The following is an 18,670-nucleotide window of genomic DNA, read 5'->3' as shown; positions in this document are numbered from 1 at the left end:
GGCCTCCGTTTAGGCAGGGGAGAGGGTGTCGTGGGTATCGAGCAGCCGGTCGAGATAGTCGTGGGCCAGGCGCCGCGCCTCGGCGCTGTCCAAGCCATCGGGCGTCAGCGCGCCGCGCAGCCACAGGCCGTCGATCAGCGCGGCCAGGGCCCGGGCGCAGGCGCGTGCCTCGTGTCGGGACATCAGCCGGCGGAACTGGTGGCAGAGATTGGCGTACAGGCGCCGGTCGTTGACGCGCTGCAGGCGCGCCAGCGTCGGCCGGTGCATGCTGCTGGCCCAGAAGGCCAGCCAGGTCTTGGCCACCGGCCCGGTGATCTGGCTGCCATCGAAGTTGCCGTCGATGATCGCGCCGAGGTGGGCCCGCGGGCTCGAGGTGGCGAGCGCGCGGCGCCGGGCGGCCACCGCCTCGCCCAGATCGCTCAGGATCTGGCGCATGGTGGCCTCCAGCAGACCGTCCTTGCCGCCGAAGTAGTGGCTGATGATGCCGGCGGAGACCCCCGCGTGGCGGGCGATACGCATCACCGTCGCGTCGGCCAGGCCGACCTCGTCGATGGCCGCCATGGTCGCCTTGATCAGCTGCTGGCGGCGGATGGGTTCCATTCCGACCTTGGGCACCGTTGTGGCTCCTCTCCCGTGAATTGATCTTGCAATGTGTTCTTGCACCCAACGCACTCGGCGTGGTTACCATGTAGCTTGCCATTTCTTTATTGAACGTTCAATCAATAAAGGTCCGGTTTGACTCTCCATGGCTCGGCGGCGCTGCCGCCGTGGCTATACTTGATGTCCAACAAGAGGAACGCTCCCATGACCATGACCCTCCTGAATCGCAAAACCGCCCTCGGTGTCGGCGCCGCCGCCCTCGGTTTCGCCGTGGCCCCGCTGCAGGCCGCCGAGGCCGAGAGCTGTGAGACGGTGCGCTTCGCCGAGGTCGGCTGGACCGACATCACCGCCACCACCGCCCTGACCACCGAGGTGCTCGAGGCGCTGGGCTACGAGACCCGCATCGACACCGTCTCGGTGCCGATCGCCTACTCCGGCATGAAGAACGACGACTTCGACGTCTTCCTGGGCAACTGGATGCCCTCCATGGCCTCGATCAGCGACCCCTACGTCGAGGATGGCAGCGTCGATCGCCTGGGCGCCAACCTCGAGGGCGCCAAGTACACCCTGGCGGTGCCGCAGTACGTGCACGACGCCGGCGTCACCTCGGTGACCGACCTCGCCGAGCATGCCGAGAAGTTCGACAGCAACATCCACGGCATCGAGGCCGGCAACGACGGCAACCAGCTGATCCAGGGCATGATCGACGACGACGCCTACGGCCTCGGCGACTGGTCGCTGGTCGACTCCAGCGAGGCCGGCATGCTGGCCGAGCTGAGCGCCCGCACCCCCGACGAGACCTGGATGGTGTTCCTCGGCTGGGAGCCGCATCCCATGAACACCAACTACGACATGGCCTACCTCTCGGGGGCCGATGACTACTTCGGGCCGAACCTGGGCGGCGCCACGGTGTATACCAACACCCGGGGCGGCTTCGTCGAGGAGTGCAGCAACGTCGGCGCGCTGCTCGAGAACCTCAGCTTCACCCTCACCATGGAGAACCAGCTGATGGGCGAGATCATGGACGAGGGGGAGGATCCCCGCGATGCGGCCCGCGCCTACCTGCAGGCCAACCCCGCGGTGCTCGAGACCTGGCTCGAGGGCGTCACGACCCGCGACGGCGAGCCGGGCCTGCCGGCGGTGAAGGACGCGCTCGATATCGAGAGCTGAGTGCTCAAGCGGGCTTGCCATGACGCCGGCCCGCGTGCATAATTCATCCCCGTTGCCCGGCCCTGGCCGGGCAACCTTTTGAAAAGGCTACGTAGCTCAGCTGGTTAGAGCACATCACTCATAATGATGGGGTCCCCTGTTCGAATCAGGGCGTAGCCACCAGGACATGCAGAAACGCTCGTCGGGCCTCGGCCCGGCGAGCGTTTTTCGTTGGGCGCCCGCCGGTCCTCGTGGACACCGAGATGCCATTCACGACTTGACCTTGCGAGCCCGATCCGTATACTACGCCCCGTGTTCGAGGTCATTCCCCGATAGCTCAGTTGGTAGAGCAAATGACTGTTAATCATTGGGTCGCAGGTTCGAGTCCTGCTCGGGGAGCCAACTTCGCTCGGCGTGTCTCGCGACGCGCGGCGACGAACACCATGTGGCAAGCGGTCATTCCCCGATAGCTCAGTTGGTAGAGCAAATGACTGTTAATCATTGGGTCACAGGTTCGAGTCCTGTTCGGGGAGCCAACCGCTCCTAGCTGCCTGCCGCATCCCTTCGCAACATCCGCATCGTTCCCCGATAGCTCAGTTGGTAGAGCAAATGACTGTTAATCATTGGGTCACAGGTTCGAGTCCTGTTCGGGGAGCCAATGTTGTCTGGCGTCGCCCCACCTTCGCCTAGACGTCTCTCTGCTTTCCTGACCTTATCGTTTTCGATCTTCTCGCCGTCGCTGCGTCCTTCGCTCGCGGTCGCTCGTGTCGTGGTGCGTCTGCGCCGCCCGGTCCGTGCCGAGGGTGCTCCTGAGCCTGCCTGTTTTCTTGCCGGCATGGCGCCGTCGCGAGCGCCGGGCAGGACATGCCCTGGATGGCAAGACGGCCGGCCTCTCGGGCCGGCGTCGTCGTCATGGGCGGCGATGTCTCGCCGCGCATCCGTCAGTGATCAGTTGAGTTCCGCGTAGTGCCAGCCGTCCTCCAGCTGGCGATAGTCCAGCAGGATCTGGGCGGTCTCGAGGATCTGGGCGCGGTCGATCGGCGCATCGTCGGCGTCCTCGCTCGCGGTCTCGTCCTCGTCGCGGGCGTCGGTCCAGTGCTCCAGCGGCTCCAGGCCCAGGGCGCGGCGGCGCTCGTTCTCGAGGGCCAGCTGCTCCGCTTCCTGCGCCTCGACCTCACGCTGGCGCTGCTCGCGGTTGAGGCTGACGCTGGTGTGCTGCTCGCGCAGCTGGCGGGCGAGCTCGGAGCGCCGCTCGAGGTAGTGGAAGTTCGGCTGCTGCTCGGCGCGCTCGAGGTGGCGGGCGCGCAGGGTCTCCAGGTAGCGGCGCGGCTCGCCGTAGGTGCGGTACTGCACCTCGCGCACCGTGTCCCAGGGCAGGGCGTTGTCGAGGCTGCTCTCGCCGATCAGCTCGGGGTCGATCAGGCTCGGGAAGTCGATGTCCGGCTCCACGCCGCGGTGCTGGGTGCTCTCGCCGGAGATGCGATAGAACTTGGCGCGGGTCAGCTTGATCTCGCCGTGGCTCAGCTCGTTGAGGGTCTGTACCGTGCCCTTGCCGAAGGTGTCGGTGCCGACCACCAGGCCGCGGCCGTAGTCCTGGATGGCGCCGGCGAAGATCTCCGAGGCCGAGGCCGAGAGGCGGTTGACCAGCACGGCCAGGGGGCCGTCGTAGAGGGCGCCGCTCTCGGTGTCGCCGTAGAGGCTGATGCGCCCGCGGGCGTCGCGGACCTGCACGGTGGGGCCGCGATCGATGAAGAGCCCGATCAGCGAGTTGGCCTCCTGCAGGGCGCCGCCGCCGTTGTTGCGCAGGTCGAGCACGATCCCCTCGACGCCCTCGGCCTGGAGGCGCTCGACCTCGCGGGCCACGTCGCGGGTGGTGCTGCGGAAGTCCTCCTCGCCGGCCTGCCAGGCGTCGAAGTCGACGTAGAAGGTCGGTATCTCGATCACCCCGAGGCGGTGCATGCCGTCCTCGCGCTCGACCTCGATCACCTCGCCCTGGGCGGCCTGGTCCTCGAGGTCCACGGTGTCACGAGTGATGTCGATCACCGTGGAGCGGCTCATGTCGATGGCCTGGGCGGGCACCACGTCGAGGCGCACCACCGAGCCCTTGGGGCCGCGGATCAGGTCGACCACGTCGTCGAGGCGCATGCCCACCACGTTGACGATCTCGCCATCCTCCTGGCCCACGCCGATGATGCGGTCGGCGGGCTTGAGGGCACCGTCACGCTCGGCCGGGCCGCCGGCCACCAGGCTCGAGACCTTGACGAACTCGCCGTCGGCCTGCAGCAGGGCGCCGATGCCCTCCAGGGAGAGGCGCATCTGGATGTCGAAGGATTCGCCCTGGCGCGGCGAGAGGTATTCGCTGTGCGGGTCGACGCTGCCGGTCACCGCGGCCATGAAGAGCCCGAAGACATCGGCCGCGTTGGTCTGGCGCAGGCGCGAGAGCTGCCCCTCGTAGCGCTGGCGCAGGGTGCTTTCCACCTGCTCGGGGTCCTGGTCGCTGATGGTCAGGCTGAGGGCGGCGTTGTTGAGCCGCTTCATCCACAGCTCGTCCAGCGCCTTCTCGTTGGCGGCCCAGGGGCTGTCCTCGCGCTCCAGTTCCAGGCGCTGGTCGCTGTCGAAGCGGAAGTCGAGGCCCTCGTCGAGCCGCGCCAGCAGCCACTCGAGGCGCGCCTCGGCGCGCTCGTGATAGCGCTGGTAGAGGGCGAAGGGGCGCGCCAGTTCGGCATCGAGGAGCGCCTCGTCCATGCCGGTGCGCAGGTCGCTGAAGGCGGCCACGTCGCGGTCCAGCAGGTAGGCGCGCTGGCCATCGAGGATGTCCAGCAGGCGCTCGAAGGCGCGCTGCGACCAGGCGTCGTCGAGGCTCACGTCGGCGTAGTGGCCGTAGCGCAGCGATTCCGCCACTTCGGTGGCCGCCTGGCGCTGCTCATCGCTCGGCTCGAGGCTGGCCAGGGCCGGCGGCGTGGCCAGCAACAGGCCCAGCACCGCGGCCCGCCCAAGGGTGACTAACAGGCTCATCGATGAAGCACTCCCCGATTCGTGTACACTCACTCTTCATCCAGACCTCGACCCGGCCGTCGAGTTGCATGGACAGACGTGCCATTGTAGCAGCTTGGCCGTGTCGTCAAGACCCCCGAAACGCCCCGCGATAGAGGAATTCCATGTCCGAGGATGCCCGCCTCGAGCGCCTGCTCGACTTCCTGCATCGATCTCCCACGCCCTGGCACGCCACGGCCAACATGGCCGCGCGGCTCGAGGCCGCCGGTTTCCGGCGTCTCGACGAGACCGCGACCTGGCGACTCACGCCCGGAGAGCGGGTCTACGTGACCCGCAACGACTCCTCGATCGTCGCCCTGCAGCTGCCCCGCGAGCGTCTCGACGCCCTGCGCCTGATCGGCGCGCATACCGACAGCCCCGGGCTGCGTCTCAAGCCCAATGCCGCTCAGTCGGCGGCGGGCTGGCTGCAGCTGGGGGTCGAGGTCTACGGCGGGGCGCTGCTGGCGCCCTGGTTCGATCGCGACCTGGGACTCGCCGGTCGGGTGCACGTGCGCCACGCCGATGGCCGCATCGAGGGCGTGCTGCTCGACGTCGAGCGCGCGGTGGCGATCATCCCGAGCCTCGCCATCCATCTGGATCGCGAGGCCAACAACGGTCGTGCCATGAATGCACAGACCGAGATGGCCCCGGTGCTGCTGCAGGGTGGCGGCCGCCCCGATCTCGAACGGCTGCTCGGTCAGTGGCTCGAGGAGCAGCACGGCCTGAGCGAGGTCGAGGTGCTCGACTTCGAGCTGGCGTTTCGCGACATGCAGGCCCCGGCGCGGGTCGGCGTCGAGGGCGAGCTGGTCGCGAGCGCCCGCCTCGACAACCTGCTCTCCTGCTTCGCCGGCCTGGAGGCGCTGCTCGAGAGCGACGGCCGTCAGGGCGCGGTGCTGGTGGCCAACGACCACGAGGAGGTGGGCAGCGCCAGCGCCTGCGGCGCCCAGGGGCCCTTCCTCGGCGACGTGCTGCGCCGGGTCAACGCCCAGCTCGGCGAGGCGGGGGAGGAGGGCTTCATCCGCCTGATCCAGGCCTCGCGGCTGATCTCCTGCGACAACGCCCACGCCCTGCATCCCAACTTCCAGGACAAGCACGACGCCGCCCACGGCCCGGCCCTCAACGGCGGGCCGGTGATCAAGGTCAACGCCAGCCAGCGCTACGCCACCAACAGCGCCACCGCGGCGCTGTTCCGGGACCTGTGCCGTGAGGCCGAGGTGCCGGTGCAGACCTTCGTGACCCGGGCCGACATGGGGTGCGGCAGCACCATCGGCCCGATCACCGCCACCGAGCTCGGGGTGCCGACCCTGGACGTCGGTGCGCCCCAGTGGGCGATGCACTCGATTCGCGAGACCGCGGGCGCCCGGGACGTGGAGTATCTGGTGCGGGCGCTGACCGCCTTCGTCAATCGCGCCGAGCTGCCCTGAGCGACGAGGGCCGGCGGGGTCACGGTCCCGCCGGCCCTCGCGGCGTCGCACGCGCCCAACGAAAAAAGCCCGCCTGGCGAGCCAGGCGGGCTTTTCGGTGTCTGGTGGCTACGCCCTGATTCGAACAGGGGACCCCATCATTATGAGTGATGTGCTCTAACCAGCTGAGCTACGTAGCCGAACAACGGGGGCGAAGTCTACGCTTGTGGCTCGTCCCCGTCAAGCCCCGGCGGCCCCATGAGCGCCTTCGGGGCGCTTCGGCGGCTCAGACGTTGAAGCGGAAGTGGATCACGTCGCCATCCTTGACGATGTACTCCTTGCCCTCCAGGCGCCACTTGCCGGCGTCCTTGGCGCCCTGTTCGCCGCCCAGGGCGACGAAGTCGTCGTAGGCGATGACCTCGGCGCGGATGAAGCCCTTCTGGAAGTCGGTGTGGATCACGCCGGCCGCCTCCGGGGCGGTGGCGCCGACCTTGACCGTCCAGGCGCGGACCTCCTTCACTCCGGCGGTGAAGTAGGTCTGCAGGCCCAGCAGCGCGTAGCCGGCGCGGATCACCCGGTCGAGCCCAGGCTCTTCCATGCCCAGCTCGTCGAGGAACATGGCGCGCTCCTCGTCCTCGAGCTCGGCGATCTCGGCCTCGATCTGGTTGCACACCGGCACCACCACGGCCTCCTCGGCGGCGGCGATCTCGCGCACCTTGTCGAGATAGGGGTTGTCCTCGAAGCCGTCGTCGTTGACGTTGGCGATGTACATGGTGGGCTTCAGCGTCAGGAAGCCGAAGCTCTTGAGCTGCTGCTTCTCGTCGTCGTCGAGGCCGAAGCTGCGCAGCGGCTGGCCCTCGGCCAGGTGGGGCTGGATGCGCTCGAGGATCGCCTTGGTGGCGATCGCCTCCTTGTCGCCGCCCTTGGCCACGCGCACCAGGCGCTGGATGGCGCGCTCGACGGTATCCAGATCGGCCAGTGCCAGCTCCATGTTGATGATCTCGATGTCCGCCTCGGGATCGACCTGATTCGCCACGTGGATGACGTTGTCGTTATCGAAGCAGCGCACCACGTGGGCGATGGCGTCGGTCTCGCGGATGTTGGCGAGGAACTTGTTGCCCAGGCCCTCGCCCTTGGAGGCGCCGGCCACCAGGCCCGCGATGTCGACGAACTCCATGGTGGTGGGCAGCACCTTCTGGGGCTTGACGATCTCGGCCAGCTTGTCGAGGCGCGGGTCCGGCATCGGCACGATGCCGACATTGGGCTCGATGGTGCAGAAGGGGAAGTTCTCGGCGTCGATGCCCGACTTGGTCAGGGCATTGAAGAGGGTGGACTTGCCGACGTTGGGCAGGCCGACGATACCGCAGTTGAAACCCATGGGAGCATCCTGGAAAGCGAATTCGGGAATGGAGAATGGCCGGCATTCTACGCGAAAAGGGCGGCGCGCCGTAAGCGATGCGCTAGGATGAGCGGTCGCGCCTGTCGGGCGGCTCAGCCCTTGAAGCTGTGCAGCCGGTTCATGGCCTTCGCCCAGTCGCCGTCGATGGCCTGGGGCAGGGTGGCCAGGCACTCGTCGATGGCGGCGTCGATGGCGCCACGCTCGGCCTTGCCGGGACGACCCAGCACGTAGTTCGTCACCTGGCGGGCGTCGCCCGGGTGGCCGATGCCGATGCGCAGGCGGTGAAACGACTTGTCGTTGCCCAGGGCGCGGATGATGTCGCGCAGGCCGTTGTGCCCGCCGTGGCCGCCGCCGGTCTTGTAGCGCGCCGTGCCCGGAGGCATGTCGAGCTCGTCGTGGGCGACCAGCAGCTCGCCGGGGGCGAGCTTGAAGAACTGGGCGAGCGCCGCCACGGCGCCGCCGCTGCGGTTCATGAAGGTGGTGGGCTCGAGCAGGTGCAGCTCCCGGCCGTCTAACCGGACCCGCGCATGGCGGCCCAGGAACTTGCGCTCGGCTCGCAGCTCCCCGCCCGCCGCCCTCGCCACGGCGTGCACCAGCCAGGCGCCGGCGTTGTGGCGGGTGGCCTCGTAGTCGGCGCCGGGATTGCCCAGACCGATGATCGCTTTCAACTGGCTCATGCCGGTCTCCTCGCGTGCGGCGTGATGGCAAAAAAAATCAAGCGCCGGGGCGCTTGATTCCTGACGACGAAGCGGGCACGTCGAGGCTCCGACATGCCCGCCGGGCGCGACCGATTACTCGGCGTCGCCCTCGCCTGCGGCTTCTTCGCCACCGGCTTCTTCTTCGCCTTCTTCTGCTTCGCTACCACGGACCTTGGCCTTGGTGACGCTCAGGATGGCGTTGTCGTGGTCCTCACCGTGGGTCAGGGCGACCAGGGTCACGCCGGCCGGGACGGTGAGGTCGGACAGGTGCAGGGTAGTACCCATCTCGACCGCGCTGATGTCGATTTCCAGGTACTCCGGCAGGTCCTTCGGCAGGCAGCTGATCTCGACCTCGGAGGCGAGCTGGTGCAGTTCGCCGTCCTGGTCCTTGATCGCCGCGCAGGCGTCCTCGCCGACCACGTGCAGCGGCACGTTCAGGGTCAGCTCGTGGGTCGCATCGACGCGCAGGAAGTCGGCGTGGGTCACCAGCGGCTTGAAGGGGTGACGCTGAAGGTCACGCACCACGACCTGCTGGGCCTGGCCGTCCACGGACAGGTTGATGACGGAGGAGAAGAACGCCTCGTCTTCCAGCGCCTTGTAGAAGCTGGTCTTGTCGACGGCGATCGGCTGCGGCGCCTGCTCACCACCATAGATGATGGCCGGCACCTGTGCGTTGGCACGACGCAGGCGGCGGCTCGCACCTTTCCCCAGGTCGTTGCGAACGCTGGCATTGAGTGTGTAATCGGACATGAAATTGCCTCTTTCTGAAGGTAAGGAAAGCGCCGTGGCCCGCGACCAGACCGCGGCGTTTCCGGGAGCCCCGTGGGGCGCTGCTCCGACGCCTCGTTTCACCGGGCCGTCCGCCGAGCGCTGCTCGGCGGCGCGGCCTCAGTGGAACATGGCGCTGACGGATTCCTCGTTGCTGACCCGGCGGATCGCCTCGGCGATCAGCCCGGCCACGCTGAGCTGGCGGATGTTGCCGCTGCGACGGGCGGCATCGCCGAGGGGGATGGTGTCGGCCACCACCACCTCGTCGAGCACCGAGCCCGTGATGTTGTCGACGGCGGGGCCGGACAGGATCGGGTGGGTGGCGTAGGCCACCACGCGGCGGGCGCCGCGCTCCTTGAGGGCCTCGCCGGCCTTGCACAGGGTGCCGGCGGTATCGATCATGTCGTCCACCACCACGCAGGTGCGGTTCTCGATCTCGCCGATGATGTGCATCACCTGGGCCTGGTTGGCCGACGGGCGACGCTTGTCGATGATCGCCAGGTCGGCATTGAGCTGCTTGGCGATGGCGCGGGCGCGGACCACGCCGCCGACGTCCGGGGAGACCACGACGAGGTCGTCGTAGTTCTGGCGCTCGATGTCGTCGAGCAGGATCGGCGAGCCGTAGACGTTGTCCACCGGCACGTCGAAGAAGCCCTGGATCTGATCGGCGTGCAGGTCCATGGTCATGACCCGGTCGACGCCGGCCTTGACCATCATGTCGGCGACGATCTTGGCGGAGATCGGCACGCGGGCGGAGCGCACGCGGCGGTCCTGACGGGCGTAGCCGAAGTAGGGGACCACGGCGGTGATCCGGGTGGCGGAGGCGCGGCGCAGCGCGTCCACCATCAGGATCAGTTCCATCAGGTTGTCGTTGGTCGGTGCACAGGTGGGCTGCAGGACGAAGACGTCCTTGCCGCGCACGTTCTCGTTGATCTCGACCGCGACTTCACCGTCGCTGAACTGCCCCACCGTGGCGTTGCCCAGGCGGGTATCCAGGCTCTCGGCGACTTTACGGGCAAGATCGGGATTGGCGTTCCCGGCGAAAACCATCAATTTTGACACGCGCAGCCACCTTTGCTGTGTTGGGTCTTCAGGGGTTGGGGTCGACGGGGATTCCGGTCGGAATGGCTGGGGCAGCAGGATTCGAACCTGCGCATGGCGATACCAAAAACCGCTGCCTTACCACTTGGCTATGCCCCAGGAATCAGTGCCGTACCGGGTTGTCGTGCTGTCTCGTCGCCGCGGGCGGCGAGGCTCATCGACCCAGCGCAGCATGAAGAGGTGAGCGGTTCAGGCCGCGCGCCGTGAAGGCGTGCCAACTCTCGGGAACCTCGGCCAGGAGACGCTCGGCCTGTGACTCGGTCTCGAGACGGGCAAAGAGACAGGCGCCGGTGCCGGTCAGCATGGTCGGTGCCCGCTGGGCCAGCCAGTCGAGTGCGCGCGCCACTTCGGGATAGTGTCTCCGGACGGTCTCCTGGCAGTCGTTGCGCCAGCTCGCCGCTCCCCCCTGCAGTGCGCGCGCCATGGTAATCGGGGGGGTATGGCGTGTCAATTCGGGCGCCCCGAAGACCGCCGGCGTGGAGACCGCCACGCCGGGGTGGATGATCAGGAACCAGGGGGTGTCGAGGGTCACCGGCGTCAGGCGCTCACCGATGCCCTCGGCCCAGGCGGCGTGGCCGTGCACGAACACCGGGACGTCGGCGCCGAGGCGAAGGCCGAGGCGGGCGAGTTCGGCCAGTGGCATGCCGAGCCCCCAGAGGGCGTCGAGGCCGAGCAGGGCGGTGGCGGCATCCGAGCTGCCGCCGCCGAGCCCCCCGCCCATGGGCAGGCGCTTGTCGAGGTGGATGTCGGCGCCCAGGCGACGGCCGCTCTCGGCCTGCAGCAGGCGCGCGGCGCGCAGGATCAGGTTGTCCGCCTCGGCGACGCCGTCGAGGCGCGGCGTCAGGCGCAGTTCGCCATCCGCGCGGGGGCGCAGGGTGAGGGTGTCGCCGACGTCGAGGAACTGGAACAGCGTCTGCAGCTCGTGGTAGCCGTCCGGCCGGCGACCGGTGATGTGCAGCAGGCGGTTCAGCTTGGCCGGCGCGGGCAGCACCAGCGACTCGGCCCGGGGGGCAGAACCGGGTGCAGAGTCGGGCACAGCGAGGGGAGCGGTGCGGGACATGGTGTCACTCCTCGAGGGTGGGGCGCCAGTCGGTGACCACCAGGGTTGCGCGCAGCGTGCCGTAGGTCATCACCATCTTGCGGGGCAGCCAGAGGCCGTCGGCGCGGGTCCAGTCGCGATAGGCGATCTCCCAGCCGTCCTGCTCGAGCCGCTGGGGGAAGCCCAGGGCGTCGCGCTCCAGCCGATGGGGGCTCTGCGGGGCGGGGAGGCCGCGGACCCAGTCGGCGAGGGCGCTGACCGGCAGCGACCAGCCCAGCTGCTGGGTCATCAGTGCCTCCGGCGTCTCGGCCTCGAAGCGCCCCTCGGCAGTGGTCAGCGAGAAGCGCCCCTGGCGCCCCTCCAGGGTGCTGCGACCGCTGCCGAAGGGACCGCTGATCAGCAGGCGGTAATAGTAGGGGTGCTGGCTCCAGTCCAGGGTGGCGCTGGTGGAGTCCTCGGGGGTGCGCAGGCCGACCTTGCCGGCTAGCAGCCAGGTGTCGAGCTCCTTGAGGCGCTCTCGTTGCGCCTCCCACTGGCCGGCGGCGCGCTCGCCGTCGGGGGCGGGCGCCCGGCCGGCGCAGCCGGCCAGCAGGGCGAGGGCGAGCAGGAGGAGCAGCAGTCGCGGGAGGTGCGTCATGGGGCGTTCCGTGATGTGCGTTCGGTGAGAGGGCGTGGCGTCAGGTTATGTGGCGGCTGGCGCCGTGAGGCGCGCGGCGGTCATCAGGGCGAGCTCGCCGCGCCCGTCTCGAGCAGCTCGGGGCGGCGCCGCAGCAGCTCGTCGATCAGCGGGCGCGTCTCGAAGCGCGCCCGGGCCTCATCGAGCAGGGCGCGGGCCTCCGCCTTCTCGCCCAGTGCCCAGAGCACCTCGATCAGGTGGGCGGCGATCTCCTGGTCGGGCATCGCCGCCCAGGCGCGCCGGAGCCAGGGCAGGGCGCGGGCGGGCTCGCCGCGGCGATAGTGGACCCAGCCGAGGCTGTCGAGGATGGCCGGGTTGTCCGGCGCGAGGGCGTGGGCGCGCTCGATCAGCGCGAGCGCCTCGTCCAGGCGCCCCTCGATGTCGGCATCGGCGAGGGTGTAGCCCAGGGCATTGAGGGCGGTGGCGTTGTCCGGGTCGTGCTCGATGAGGTGGCGCAGGTCGGCCTCCATGGCCGCCAGGTCGCCCTCGGCGAAGGCGCGCATGGCGCGCTGGTAGCGCAGCTGCTCGTCGTCCGGGCGCCGCGCGAGCTCGCTGTCGAGCAGGGCGTCGGCCTGATCATTCAGGCCCGCCTCGTCGAGCAGCTCGACCTCCACGGCGACCAGCTCACTCTCGTAGGGCGCGTGGCGCAGGCGCTCCAGGCGCAGGAAGGTGCGGGCGTCGAGCCGGCGGTCGGCCTCCATGAGCATCCTGGCCGCGTTCACTCGCGCCGGCAGGAACTGCTCGCCCTCCGGCACCTGGCGGTAATAGAGGAGGGCGTTGCCGACCTCGCCGCGCTCCTCGGCGATGGCGCCGAGCAGCAGGAAGGCCAGCGGCGGGGCGTCATCGTCGCCGGCCAGTGGCAGCAGCAGCCGGCGCGCCGGCGCCAGGTGATCGTGCTCGAGGAACAGCCGCGCCAGCCCCAGGCGCAGCGCGGGATCGTCGCCGTGCTCGGCGAGCAGCGCCTCGATGGCCTCCTCGGCGGCCGCGACGCTGCCCAGCGCGAGCTCGGTGCGGGCCAGCAGCAGCATCAGCCGCGGGTCGCCGGGCGACACCGCAAGGCCGCGGCGGGCGTAGTCGCGCGCCGCGGCGGGGGCCTCGGCCTCCAGCGCCAGGCGGGCCCGCAGGTGCCACAGCTCCGGTCGCTCGGGGGCCTGCCGGGCGAGCCGTGCCAGGCGGCCCTCGGCCGCCGCCGGCTGTCCCGCGGCGGCCTCCAGCAGGGCGGTGGCGAGCTCGGCGTCGACGCGGCTCGCTGCCGAGGCCGGGGTGCGCGCCAGGTGGGTGCGCAGGCGATCGAGCAGCGGGGCCGGTTCGGCTCCGGCGTCCAGCGCGCCCTCCGCGAGCCCGAGCAGCGCCTGGCTCGCGTCCTGGTCGCCGGCGGCCTGTTCGATCGCATCCAGGCGGTGGCCCAGGGCGGCCGCCCAGTCGCCGCGCTGCAGGGCGAGGCTCGCCAGCAGCCGCGACGGGGCGTCGCTGCCGGGCGCCAGGCCCTGCCAGCGCTGCGCCGCCTCCTCGAGCAGTGCGGGATCCTCGCTGAAGCGGGCGGCCAGGGTGGCGCGCTCGGCGAGGGCGACGGAGTCGTAGCGCTCGGCGGCCTCGAGGAAGCCCCGCGCGGCACGGGTATAGTCGCTGCGCTGGCCGGCCAGCTCCGCCTCGAGCAGGCCGGCGAGGCCCGTGGCGTCCAGGCCCCGGGTGATCGGCGGCGCCCCGGCCAGCGGATCGCGCGCGGGTTCGGCGGCCGACGAGGCCCCCGGCAGCCCCTGGCAGCCGGCGAGCAGGAGGGCCAGCGCCAGGGGAGCCAGGGGCGCGTGGCGAGAGAGTCGGGGGTGGGGTCCGCGGGGCATGCGCGTCTCGTGCTGGAGGCCGAGCCGCCAGCATAACGGCTCGACCCCGTCGGGCAAAGCGTGATCCCCGTCACGGCATGTCGGGGCGCCTCCGGCGGCAGGCCTGTGCTAGAATGCGGCGCTTCGAGGATGGGCGGTCCGCGCCGCCGGATATCACCATGTCGCCCTTGCCGGAACCACGACTCGCGAAGATGCCGAACGCATGACGCTTCTTGCCCTGGGAATCAATCACCGGACCGCCAGCATCGAGGTGCGCGAGCAGGTCGCCTTCTCGCCCACCCAGCTGGAGTCGGCGCTGGCCGAGCTGCGTGCCCTGCCGGAGGTGCACGAGGCGGCGGTGCTCTCCACCTGCAACCGCACCGAACTCTACTGCGCTACCGGATCCGGCGGCGAGGGCGAGATCCTCGACTGGCTGGGCCGCTTCCACGGCCTGAAGGTCGAGGACCTCGCCCGCTGCGCCTATCACTATCGCGAGAACGAGGCGGCGCGCCACCTGATGCGCGTGGCCGTGGGGCTCGACTCCATGGTGCTCGGCGAGCCCCAGATTCTCGGCCAGTTGAAGGATGCCTACCAGTCGGCCCGCCAGGCGCGCAGCCTCGGCGGCGAGCTCGAGTGCCTGTTCCAGAACACCTTCGCCGTGGCCAAGCAGGTGCGCACCGAGACCGGCATCGGCCGCAACCCGGTGTCGGTGGCCTATGCGGCGGTCAACCTGGCCAGCCGCATCTTCGGCGACTTCAGCCGCTCCCGGGCGCTGCTGATCGGCGCCGGCGAGACCATCGAGCTGGTGGCGCGCCACCTCCACGAGGCCGGGGTGCGCCAGCTCACCGTGGCCAACCGCACCCGCGAGCGGGCCGAGGTGGTCTCCGGTCCGCTGGGCGGCCAGGCGATCACCCTCGATGCGATCCCCGACGCCCTGGTCGAGGCCGACATCGTGATCTCCTCCACCGCCGCGCCGCTGCCGATCCTCGGCAAGGGCATGGTCGAGCGGGCGCTGAAGAAGCGCCGCCACCGCCCCGTCTTCATGGTCGACATCGCCGTGCCCCGGGACATCGAACCCGAGGTGGGGGAGCTCGCCGACGTCTTCCTCTATACCGTCGATGACCTGCAGGAGGTGATCGAGGAGAATCGCCGCCATCGCCAGGTGGCGGCCGACCAGGCCGAGTCGCTGATCGAGCACGGCGTGGGCAACTGGCAGCACGAGCGGCGGATCCGCAGCGGCGGCGAGCTGATCCGCGACGTGCGCGCCCGCGGCCAGGTCCTTCGCGAGCTCTCCGAGCGGCAGGCGCTGGCGCGCCTGGCCCGCGGCGAGGACCCCGAGGCGGTGATCCGCCGGCTGGCCCACCAGCTCACCAACCGCCTGCTGCATCGCCCCACCGTGGCGATGCGCGACGCGGCCTCCGAGGAGCAGCACGACCTGCTCCAGGCCGCCTCGACCCTGCTGCTGGATGAATCCACCGACCACTCCCGATAGGATGCGCCGATGAAAGCCACCCTGCGCCAGCGCCTCGATGCCTTCATCGAGCGCTTCGAGGAGCTTGCCGCCCTGCTGGCCGAGCCCGAGGTGATCAGCGACCAGACCCGCTTTCGCGACTACTCGCGGGAATACGCCGAGCTCGAACCCCTGGTCGAGGCCTGGGGCGAGTATCTCGGCGTGGAGGCCGACATCGCCTCCGCCGAGCAGCTCTTGGGCGATGCCGACGCCGAGATGCGCGAGCTGGCCGAGCTCGAGCGCGACGAGGGGCGCGAGCGGCTCGAGGCCCTCGAGGTGCGGCTCAAGCAGCTGCTGGTGCCCAAGGACCCCGACGATCGCCGCAACGTCTTCCTCGAGATCCGCGCCGGCACCGGCGGCGACGAGGCGGCGCTGTTCGCCGGTGACCTGTTCCGCATGTACTCCCGCTACGCCGAGCAGCACGGCTGGAAGGTCGAGGTGGTCAGTGCCAGCCACGGCGAGCAGGGCGGCTACAAGGAGATCATCTCCCGGGTCAAGGGCGAGGGCGTCTACGCGCGCCTCAAGTTCGAGTCCGGCGCCCACCGGGTGCAGCGCGTGCCGGCCACCGAGTCCCAGGGCCGCATCCACACCTCGGCCTGCACCGTGGCGGTGATGCCCGAGGCCGACGAGGTCGGCGACATCGACATCGACCCTGGCGACCTGCGGGTCGATACTTTCCGCTCCAGCGGCGCCGGCGGCCAGCACGTCAACACCACCGACTCCGCGATCCGCATCACCCACCTGCCCAGCGGCGTGGTGGTGGAGTGCCAGGAGGAGCGCAGCCAGCACAAGAACCGCGCCAAGGCGATGTCGCTGCTGGCGGCGCGTCTCAAGCAGTCGGCGGTGGCCAGCCAGCGCCAGCAGCAGGCCGATGCGCGGCGCTCCCTGGTCGGCTCCGGCGATCGCAGCGAGCGCATCCGCACCTACAACTTCCCCCAGGGGCGGGTCACCGATCACCGCATCAACCTGACGCTCTACAAGCTCAACGAGGTGGTCAGCGGCGAGCAGCTCGACGACGTGGTCGAGCCGCTGATCCATGAGTACCAGGCCGAGCAGCTGGCGGCCCTGCAGCAGGACGCCGGATGAGCCTCGATCACCTGCTGGCCCGCGCCGCCGCCCGGCTCGCCGCCGCCGGCTCGCCGAGCCCGCGGTTGGATGCCGAGGTGCTGCTCTGCCACGCGCTGGGGGTGGATCGCACCTGGCTCTACACCTGGGGCGATCGCGAGGCACCCACCGTCGCGCGGGCGCGCTTCGAGGCGCTGGTGGCGGCCCGCGCCCAGGGCCAGCCGATCGCCTACCTGACCGGCGAGCGGGAGTTCTGGGGGCTGGCGCTTGCCACCTCGCCGCATACGCTGATCCCCCGGCCCGATACCGAGTGCCTGGTCGAGGCGGCCCTGGCCCGCGCCACGCGCCCCGACGGGCGCCTGCTGGATCTGGGCACCGGCACCGGCGCCATCGCCCTGGCGTTTGCCAGCGAGCGGCCCGGCTGGTCGGTGCTCGGGGTCGATATCCGCCCCGAGGCCGTGGCGCTGGCGCGCCGCAACGCCGAGCGGCTCGGCATCGCCAACGCCGCCTTCGCCGAGAGCGACTGGTTCGCCGCCCTGGCGACCGACAACGAGCGCTTCGACCTGATCGTCTCCAACCCGCCCTACATCGCCGCGGACGACCCGCACCTGGCCCGGGGCGACGTGCGCTTCGAGCCGCGCAGCGCCCTGGTGGCGGCCGACGACGGCCTCGCCGACCTGCGCCACCTGGTGCATGAGGCCGGCCGCCACCTGCGCCCCGGCGGCTGGCTGATGCTCGAGCACGGCTTCGCGCAGGCCGAGGCGGTGTGCGCGGTGCTCGAGGCCGCGGGCTACGCCGAGGTGGCGAGCCGCGTCGACCTGGGCGGCCAGCCGCGGGTCAGCCTGGGGCGGCGAGTTGATGGGGGGACTGGAGGCGAACGGCCGTGATGTGGTACATCTCTTAACAGAAAAAAACGCCACGACTCGTCGCCTTTGCATGCGTGACGCCCATCGAGGCCCCCGAGGTGGGGTGTTTTACAGGTGATCGTACTGTCGCGACGGCGTGAAAGCTCCTCCAGATCGGCATCCCAACGACAATGAAAGCCAAGACCCGCTCGCTCGACCGCATCGACCTCAAGATCCTGCGCTGCCTCCAGGACAACGCCCGCATCTCCTACGTCGACCTGGCCTCCCAGGTCGGGCTCTCCACCACGCCCTGCCTGGAGCGCGTCAAGCGCCTCGAGCGCGCCGGCATCATCCGCGGCTACAAGGCGCTGCTCGACCCGCGCGCCCTCAAGGCCAACCTGCTGGTGTTCGTCGAGATCAGCCTGGAGACCCAGTCGCCGGCGGTGTTCGACGAGTTTCGCCGCGCCGTGGCCAAGCTGCCGCAGATCCAGGAGTGCCATCTGGTCTCCGGGCAGTTCGACTACATCCTCAAGTGCCGGATTCCGGAGATGTCCGCCTACCGCCAGCTGCTCGGCGACGTGGTGCTGACCCTGCCCGGAGTGAAGGAGTCCAAGAGCTACGTGGTGATGGAGGAGGTCAAGGAGAGCTTCAGCCTCCACGTGCCCGATATCGAGGAGTTCGAGGAAAAGTGACCCCCGCCATGGATGATCAGTCCCTGCTGCGCTACAGCCGGCAGATCATGCTCGAACAGGTCGACATCCACGGCCAGGAGCGCCTGCTGGCCGGTCACGCCCTGGTGATCGGTGCCGGGGGGCTGGGCTCGCCGGTGGCCCTCTACCTGGCAGCCGCGGGCCTCGGCCGGCTGACCCTGGCCGACGCCGACGACGTGGAGCTCTCCAACCTGCAGCGCCAGATCGCCCACGCCACCGCGGACATCGGGCGCAACAAGGCCGAGTCGGCCCGCGAGGCGGCGCTCGCGCTCAATCCCGGCTGCACGGTCCGGGCGATCGACGACCACCTGGAGGGCGAGGCCCTCGCCCGGGAGGCCGGCGAGGCGGACGTGGTGCTCGACTGCACCGACCGCTTTTCCAGCCGCTACGCCATCAACGCCGCCTGCCGGGCGGCCGGCGTGCCGCTGGTGTCGGGGGCGGCGATCCGCTTCTCCGGCCAGCTCGCCGTCTTCGACCCGCGCGACCCGGACGGCCCCTGCTACGCCTGCCTCTACCCGCCGGGGGAGGAGGGCGACGAGGAGCTGCGCTGCGCCGAGAACGGCGTGATCGCCCCGCTGGTGGGGCTGATCGGCAGCTTCCAGGCGCTGGAGGCGATCAAGCTCGTCAGCGGTGCCGGCACCCCCCATCGCGGCCTCTCCACCTTCGACGGCCTCACCGGCCAGTGGCGCCACTTCGGGGTGCCGCGCGATCCCGCCTGCCCGGTCTGCGCCGGGCGCTGAGCGCCGCCGCCCGTGGTCCTCGCCGCGGGCGATAGGGTCCGAGTGATGGTGATTACTTGACGTCACGCGCGCGCTGCCTCGCGCCTTCCCTCCGCGACTCCCGCGCCTAATCCT

General features: G+C 70.1%; 16 protein-coding genes and 6 tRNA genes. 11 read left to right on the top strand and 11 right to left on the bottom strand.

Features of this window, described 5'->3' with window-relative positions:
- Positions 1–9: 9 nt before the first annotated feature.
- On the bottom strand, positions 10–615 hold the full coding sequence (betI, locus tag C9F13_RS15380; protein ID WP_211310981.1) for a transcriptional regulator BetI: 606 nt from the start codon (positions 613–615) through the stop codon (positions 10–12).
- Positions 616–804: 189 nt separating this feature from the next.
- On the opposite strand from betI, the gene C9F13_RS15375 reads away from it, so the two are divergent.
- The 5 genes from C9F13_RS15375 to C9F13_RS15355 all read left to right on the top strand — a co-directional run bounded on the left by C9F13_RS15375 (position 805) and on the right by C9F13_RS15355 (position 2,407).
- The gene (locus tag C9F13_RS15375) at positions 805–1,770 is read left to right on the top strand and encodes a choline ABC transporter substrate-binding protein (protein WP_245888803.1); all 966 of its coding nucleotides are present in this window, start codon (positions 805–807) and stop codon (positions 1,768–1,770) included.
- 85 nt (positions 1,771–1,855) lie between these two features.
- Positions 1,856–1,932 (top strand) — tRNA-Met (locus tag C9F13_RS15370).
- Between the two features lie 143 nt (positions 1,933–2,075).
- Positions 2,076–2,151 (top strand) — tRNA-Asn (locus C9F13_RS15365).
- A gap of 58 nt (positions 2,152–2,209) precedes the next feature.
- Positions 2,210–2,285: transfer RNA gene (locus C9F13_RS15360), tRNA-Asn, on the top strand.
- A gap of 46 nt (positions 2,286–2,331) precedes the next feature.
- Positions 2,332–2,407: transfer RNA gene (locus tag C9F13_RS15355), tRNA-Asn, on the top strand.
- Positions 2,408–2,697: 290 nt separating this feature from the next.
- Here the strand turns inward: C9F13_RS15355 and C9F13_RS15350 are convergent.
- Positions 2,698–4,764: a carboxy terminal-processing peptidase gene (locus C9F13_RS15350; protein ID WP_108447131.1), complete on the bottom strand. Its 2,067-nt coding sequence runs from the start codon at positions 4,762–4,764 to the stop codon at positions 2,698–2,700.
- Between the two features lie 143 nt (positions 4,765–4,907).
- Here C9F13_RS15350 and C9F13_RS15345 point away from each other — a divergent pair, with 143 nt between their 5' ends.
- On the top strand, positions 4,908–6,206 hold the full coding sequence (locus C9F13_RS15345; protein ID WP_108447130.1) for a M18 family aminopeptidase: 1,299 nt from the start codon (positions 4,908–4,910) through the stop codon (positions 6,204–6,206).
- A 102-nt stretch (positions 6,207–6,308) separates the two neighbouring features.
- On the opposite strand, the gene C9F13_RS15340 is transcribed toward C9F13_RS15345, so the two are convergent.
- The 9 genes from C9F13_RS15340 to C9F13_RS15300 all read right to left on the bottom strand — a co-directional run bounded on the left by C9F13_RS15340 (position 6,309) and on the right by C9F13_RS15300 (position 13,707).
- Positions 6,309–6,385: transfer RNA gene (locus tag C9F13_RS15340), tRNA-Met, on the bottom strand.
- A gap of 86 nt (positions 6,386–6,471) precedes the next feature.
- On the bottom strand, positions 6,472–7,563 hold the full coding sequence (gene ychF, locus C9F13_RS15335; RefSeq protein ID WP_108447129.1) for a redox-regulated ATPase YchF: 1,092 nt from the start codon (positions 7,561–7,563) through the stop codon (positions 6,472–6,474).
- Positions 7,564–7,676: 113 nt separating this feature from the next.
- Positions 7,677–8,261: an aminoacyl-tRNA hydrolase gene (pth, locus tag C9F13_RS15330; RefSeq protein WP_108447128.1), complete on the bottom strand. Its 585-nt coding sequence runs from the start codon at positions 8,259–8,261 to the stop codon at positions 7,677–7,679.
- A 114-nt stretch (positions 8,262–8,375) separates the two neighbouring features.
- Positions 8,376–9,032, bottom strand: coding sequence for a 50S ribosomal protein L25/general stress protein Ctc (locus C9F13_RS15325; RefSeq protein ID WP_108447127.1), 657 nt, complete (start codon positions 9,030–9,032; stop codon positions 8,376–8,378).
- Between the two features lie 138 nt (positions 9,033–9,170).
- The gene (locus tag C9F13_RS15320) at positions 9,171–10,112 is read right to left on the bottom strand and encodes a ribose-phosphate pyrophosphokinase (RefSeq protein WP_211310980.1); all 942 of its coding nucleotides are present in this window, start codon (positions 10,110–10,112) and stop codon (positions 9,171–9,173) included.
- A gap of 63 nt (positions 10,113–10,175) precedes the next feature.
- Positions 10,176–10,250: transfer RNA gene (locus C9F13_RS15315), tRNA-Gln, on the bottom strand.
- A 55-nt stretch (positions 10,251–10,305) separates the two neighbouring features.
- Positions 10,306–11,211, bottom strand: coding sequence for a 4-(cytidine 5'-diphospho)-2-C-methyl-D-erythritol kinase (gene ispE / locus C9F13_RS15310; protein WP_108447125.1), 906 nt, complete (start codon positions 11,209–11,211; stop codon positions 10,306–10,308).
- Between the two features lie 4 nt (positions 11,212–11,215).
- Positions 11,216–11,827: a lipoprotein insertase outer membrane protein LolB gene (gene lolB, locus C9F13_RS15305; protein WP_108447124.1), complete on the bottom strand. Its 612-nt coding sequence runs from the start codon at positions 11,825–11,827 to the stop codon at positions 11,216–11,218.
- An 83-nt stretch (positions 11,828–11,910) separates the two neighbouring features.
- On the bottom strand, positions 11,911–13,707 hold the full coding sequence (locus C9F13_RS15300) for a tetratricopeptide repeat protein (protein WP_108447123.1): 1,797 nt from the start codon (positions 13,705–13,707) through the stop codon (positions 11,911–11,913).
- A 202-nt stretch (positions 13,708–13,909) separates the two neighbouring features.
- On the opposite strand from C9F13_RS15300, the gene hemA reads away from it, so the two are divergent.
- From hemA to C9F13_RS15275, 5 genes are all read left to right on the top strand, one after another.
- The gene (gene hemA / locus C9F13_RS15295) at positions 13,910–15,178 is read left to right on the top strand and encodes a glutamyl-tRNA reductase (RefSeq protein ID WP_108447122.1); all 1,269 of its coding nucleotides are present in this window, start codon (positions 13,910–13,912) and stop codon (positions 15,176–15,178) included.
- A gap of 9 nt (positions 15,179–15,187) precedes the next feature.
- Positions 15,188–16,282, top strand: coding sequence for a peptide chain release factor 1 (gene prfA / locus C9F13_RS15290; protein WP_108447121.1), 1,095 nt, complete (start codon positions 15,188–15,190; stop codon positions 16,280–16,282).
- Positions 16,279–17,148 (top strand): peptide chain release factor N(5)-glutamine methyltransferase, encoded by an 870-nt coding sequence (prmC, locus tag C9F13_RS15285; protein WP_108447120.1) that lies wholly within the window; start codon positions 16,279–16,281, stop codon positions 17,146–17,148. The genes prfA and prmC overlap by 4 nt, the downstream gene beginning before the upstream one ends.
- Positions 17,149–17,297: 149 nt before the next feature.
- A complete protein-coding gene (locus C9F13_RS15280; RefSeq protein WP_089845959.1) occupies positions 17,298–17,798 on the top strand; it encodes an Lrp/AsnC ligand binding domain-containing protein in 501 nt (166 codons plus the stop codon).
- An 8-nt stretch (positions 17,799–17,806) separates the two neighbouring features.
- The gene (locus tag C9F13_RS15275) at positions 17,807–18,556 is read left to right on the top strand and encodes a HesA/MoeB/ThiF family protein (protein WP_108447119.1); all 750 of its coding nucleotides are present in this window, start codon (positions 17,807–17,809) and stop codon (positions 18,554–18,556) included.
- Positions 18,557–18,670 lie beyond the last annotated feature (114 nt).

The sequence above is a fragment of the Halomonas denitrificans genome, assembly GCF_003056305.1.
Lineage (GTDB): Bacteria > Pseudomonadota > Gammaproteobacteria > Pseudomonadales > Halomonadaceae > Halomonas > Halomonas denitrificans.
This window is presented reverse-complemented; position numbering and strand designations above follow the sequence as displayed.

Excerpts from the sequence above, each read along its gene's own strand:
- hemA (WP_108447122.1), top strand. The coding sequence starts at position 13,910 with ATGACGCTTCTTGCCCTGGGAATCAATCACCGGACCGCCAGCATCGAG.
- C9F13_RS15275 (WP_108447119.1), top strand. The coding sequence starts at position 17,807 with ATGGATGATCAGTCCCTGCTGCGCTACAGCCGGCAGATCATGCTCGAA.
- C9F13_RS15300 (WP_108447123.1), bottom strand. The coding sequence starts at position 13,707 with ATGCCCCGCGGACCCCACCCCCGACTCTCTCGCCACGCGCCCCTGGCT.
- lolB (WP_108447124.1), bottom strand. The coding sequence starts at position 11,827 with ATGACGCACCTCCCGCGACTGCTGCTCCTCCTGCTCGCCCTCGCCCTG.
- prfA (WP_108447121.1), top strand. The coding sequence starts at position 15,188 with ATGAAAGCCACCCTGCGCCAGCGCCTCGATGCCTTCATCGAGCGCTTC.
- C9F13_RS15345 (WP_108447130.1), top strand. The coding sequence starts at position 4,908 with ATGTCCGAGGATGCCCGCCTCGAGCGCCTGCTCGACTTCCTGCATCGA.
- prmC (WP_108447120.1), top strand. The coding sequence starts at position 16,279 with ATGAGCCTCGATCACCTGCTGGCCCGCGCCGCCGCCCGGCTCGCCGCC.
- C9F13_RS15350 (WP_108447131.1), bottom strand. The coding sequence starts at position 4,764 with ATGAGCCTGTTAGTCACCCTTGGGCGGGCCGCGGTGCTGGGCCTGTTG.
- ychF (WP_108447129.1), bottom strand. The coding sequence starts at position 7,563 with ATGGGTTTCAACTGCGGTATCGTCGGCCTGCCCAACGTCGGCAAGTCC.
- pth (WP_108447128.1), bottom strand. The coding sequence starts at position 8,261 with ATGAGCCAGTTGAAAGCGATCATCGGTCTGGGCAATCCCGGCGCCGAC.
- ispE (WP_108447125.1), bottom strand. The coding sequence starts at position 11,211 with ATGTCCCGCACCGCTCCCCTCGCTGTGCCCGACTCTGCACCCGGTTCT.
- C9F13_RS15325 (WP_108447127.1), bottom strand. The coding sequence starts at position 9,032 with ATGTCCGATTACACACTCAATGCCAGCGTTCGCAACGACCTGGGGAAA.
- C9F13_RS15375 (WP_245888803.1), top strand. The coding sequence starts at position 805 with ATGACCATGACCCTCCTGAATCGCAAAACCGCCCTCGGTGTCGGCGCC.
- C9F13_RS15280 (WP_089845959.1), top strand. The coding sequence starts at position 17,298 with ATGAAAGCCAAGACCCGCTCGCTCGACCGCATCGACCTCAAGATCCTG.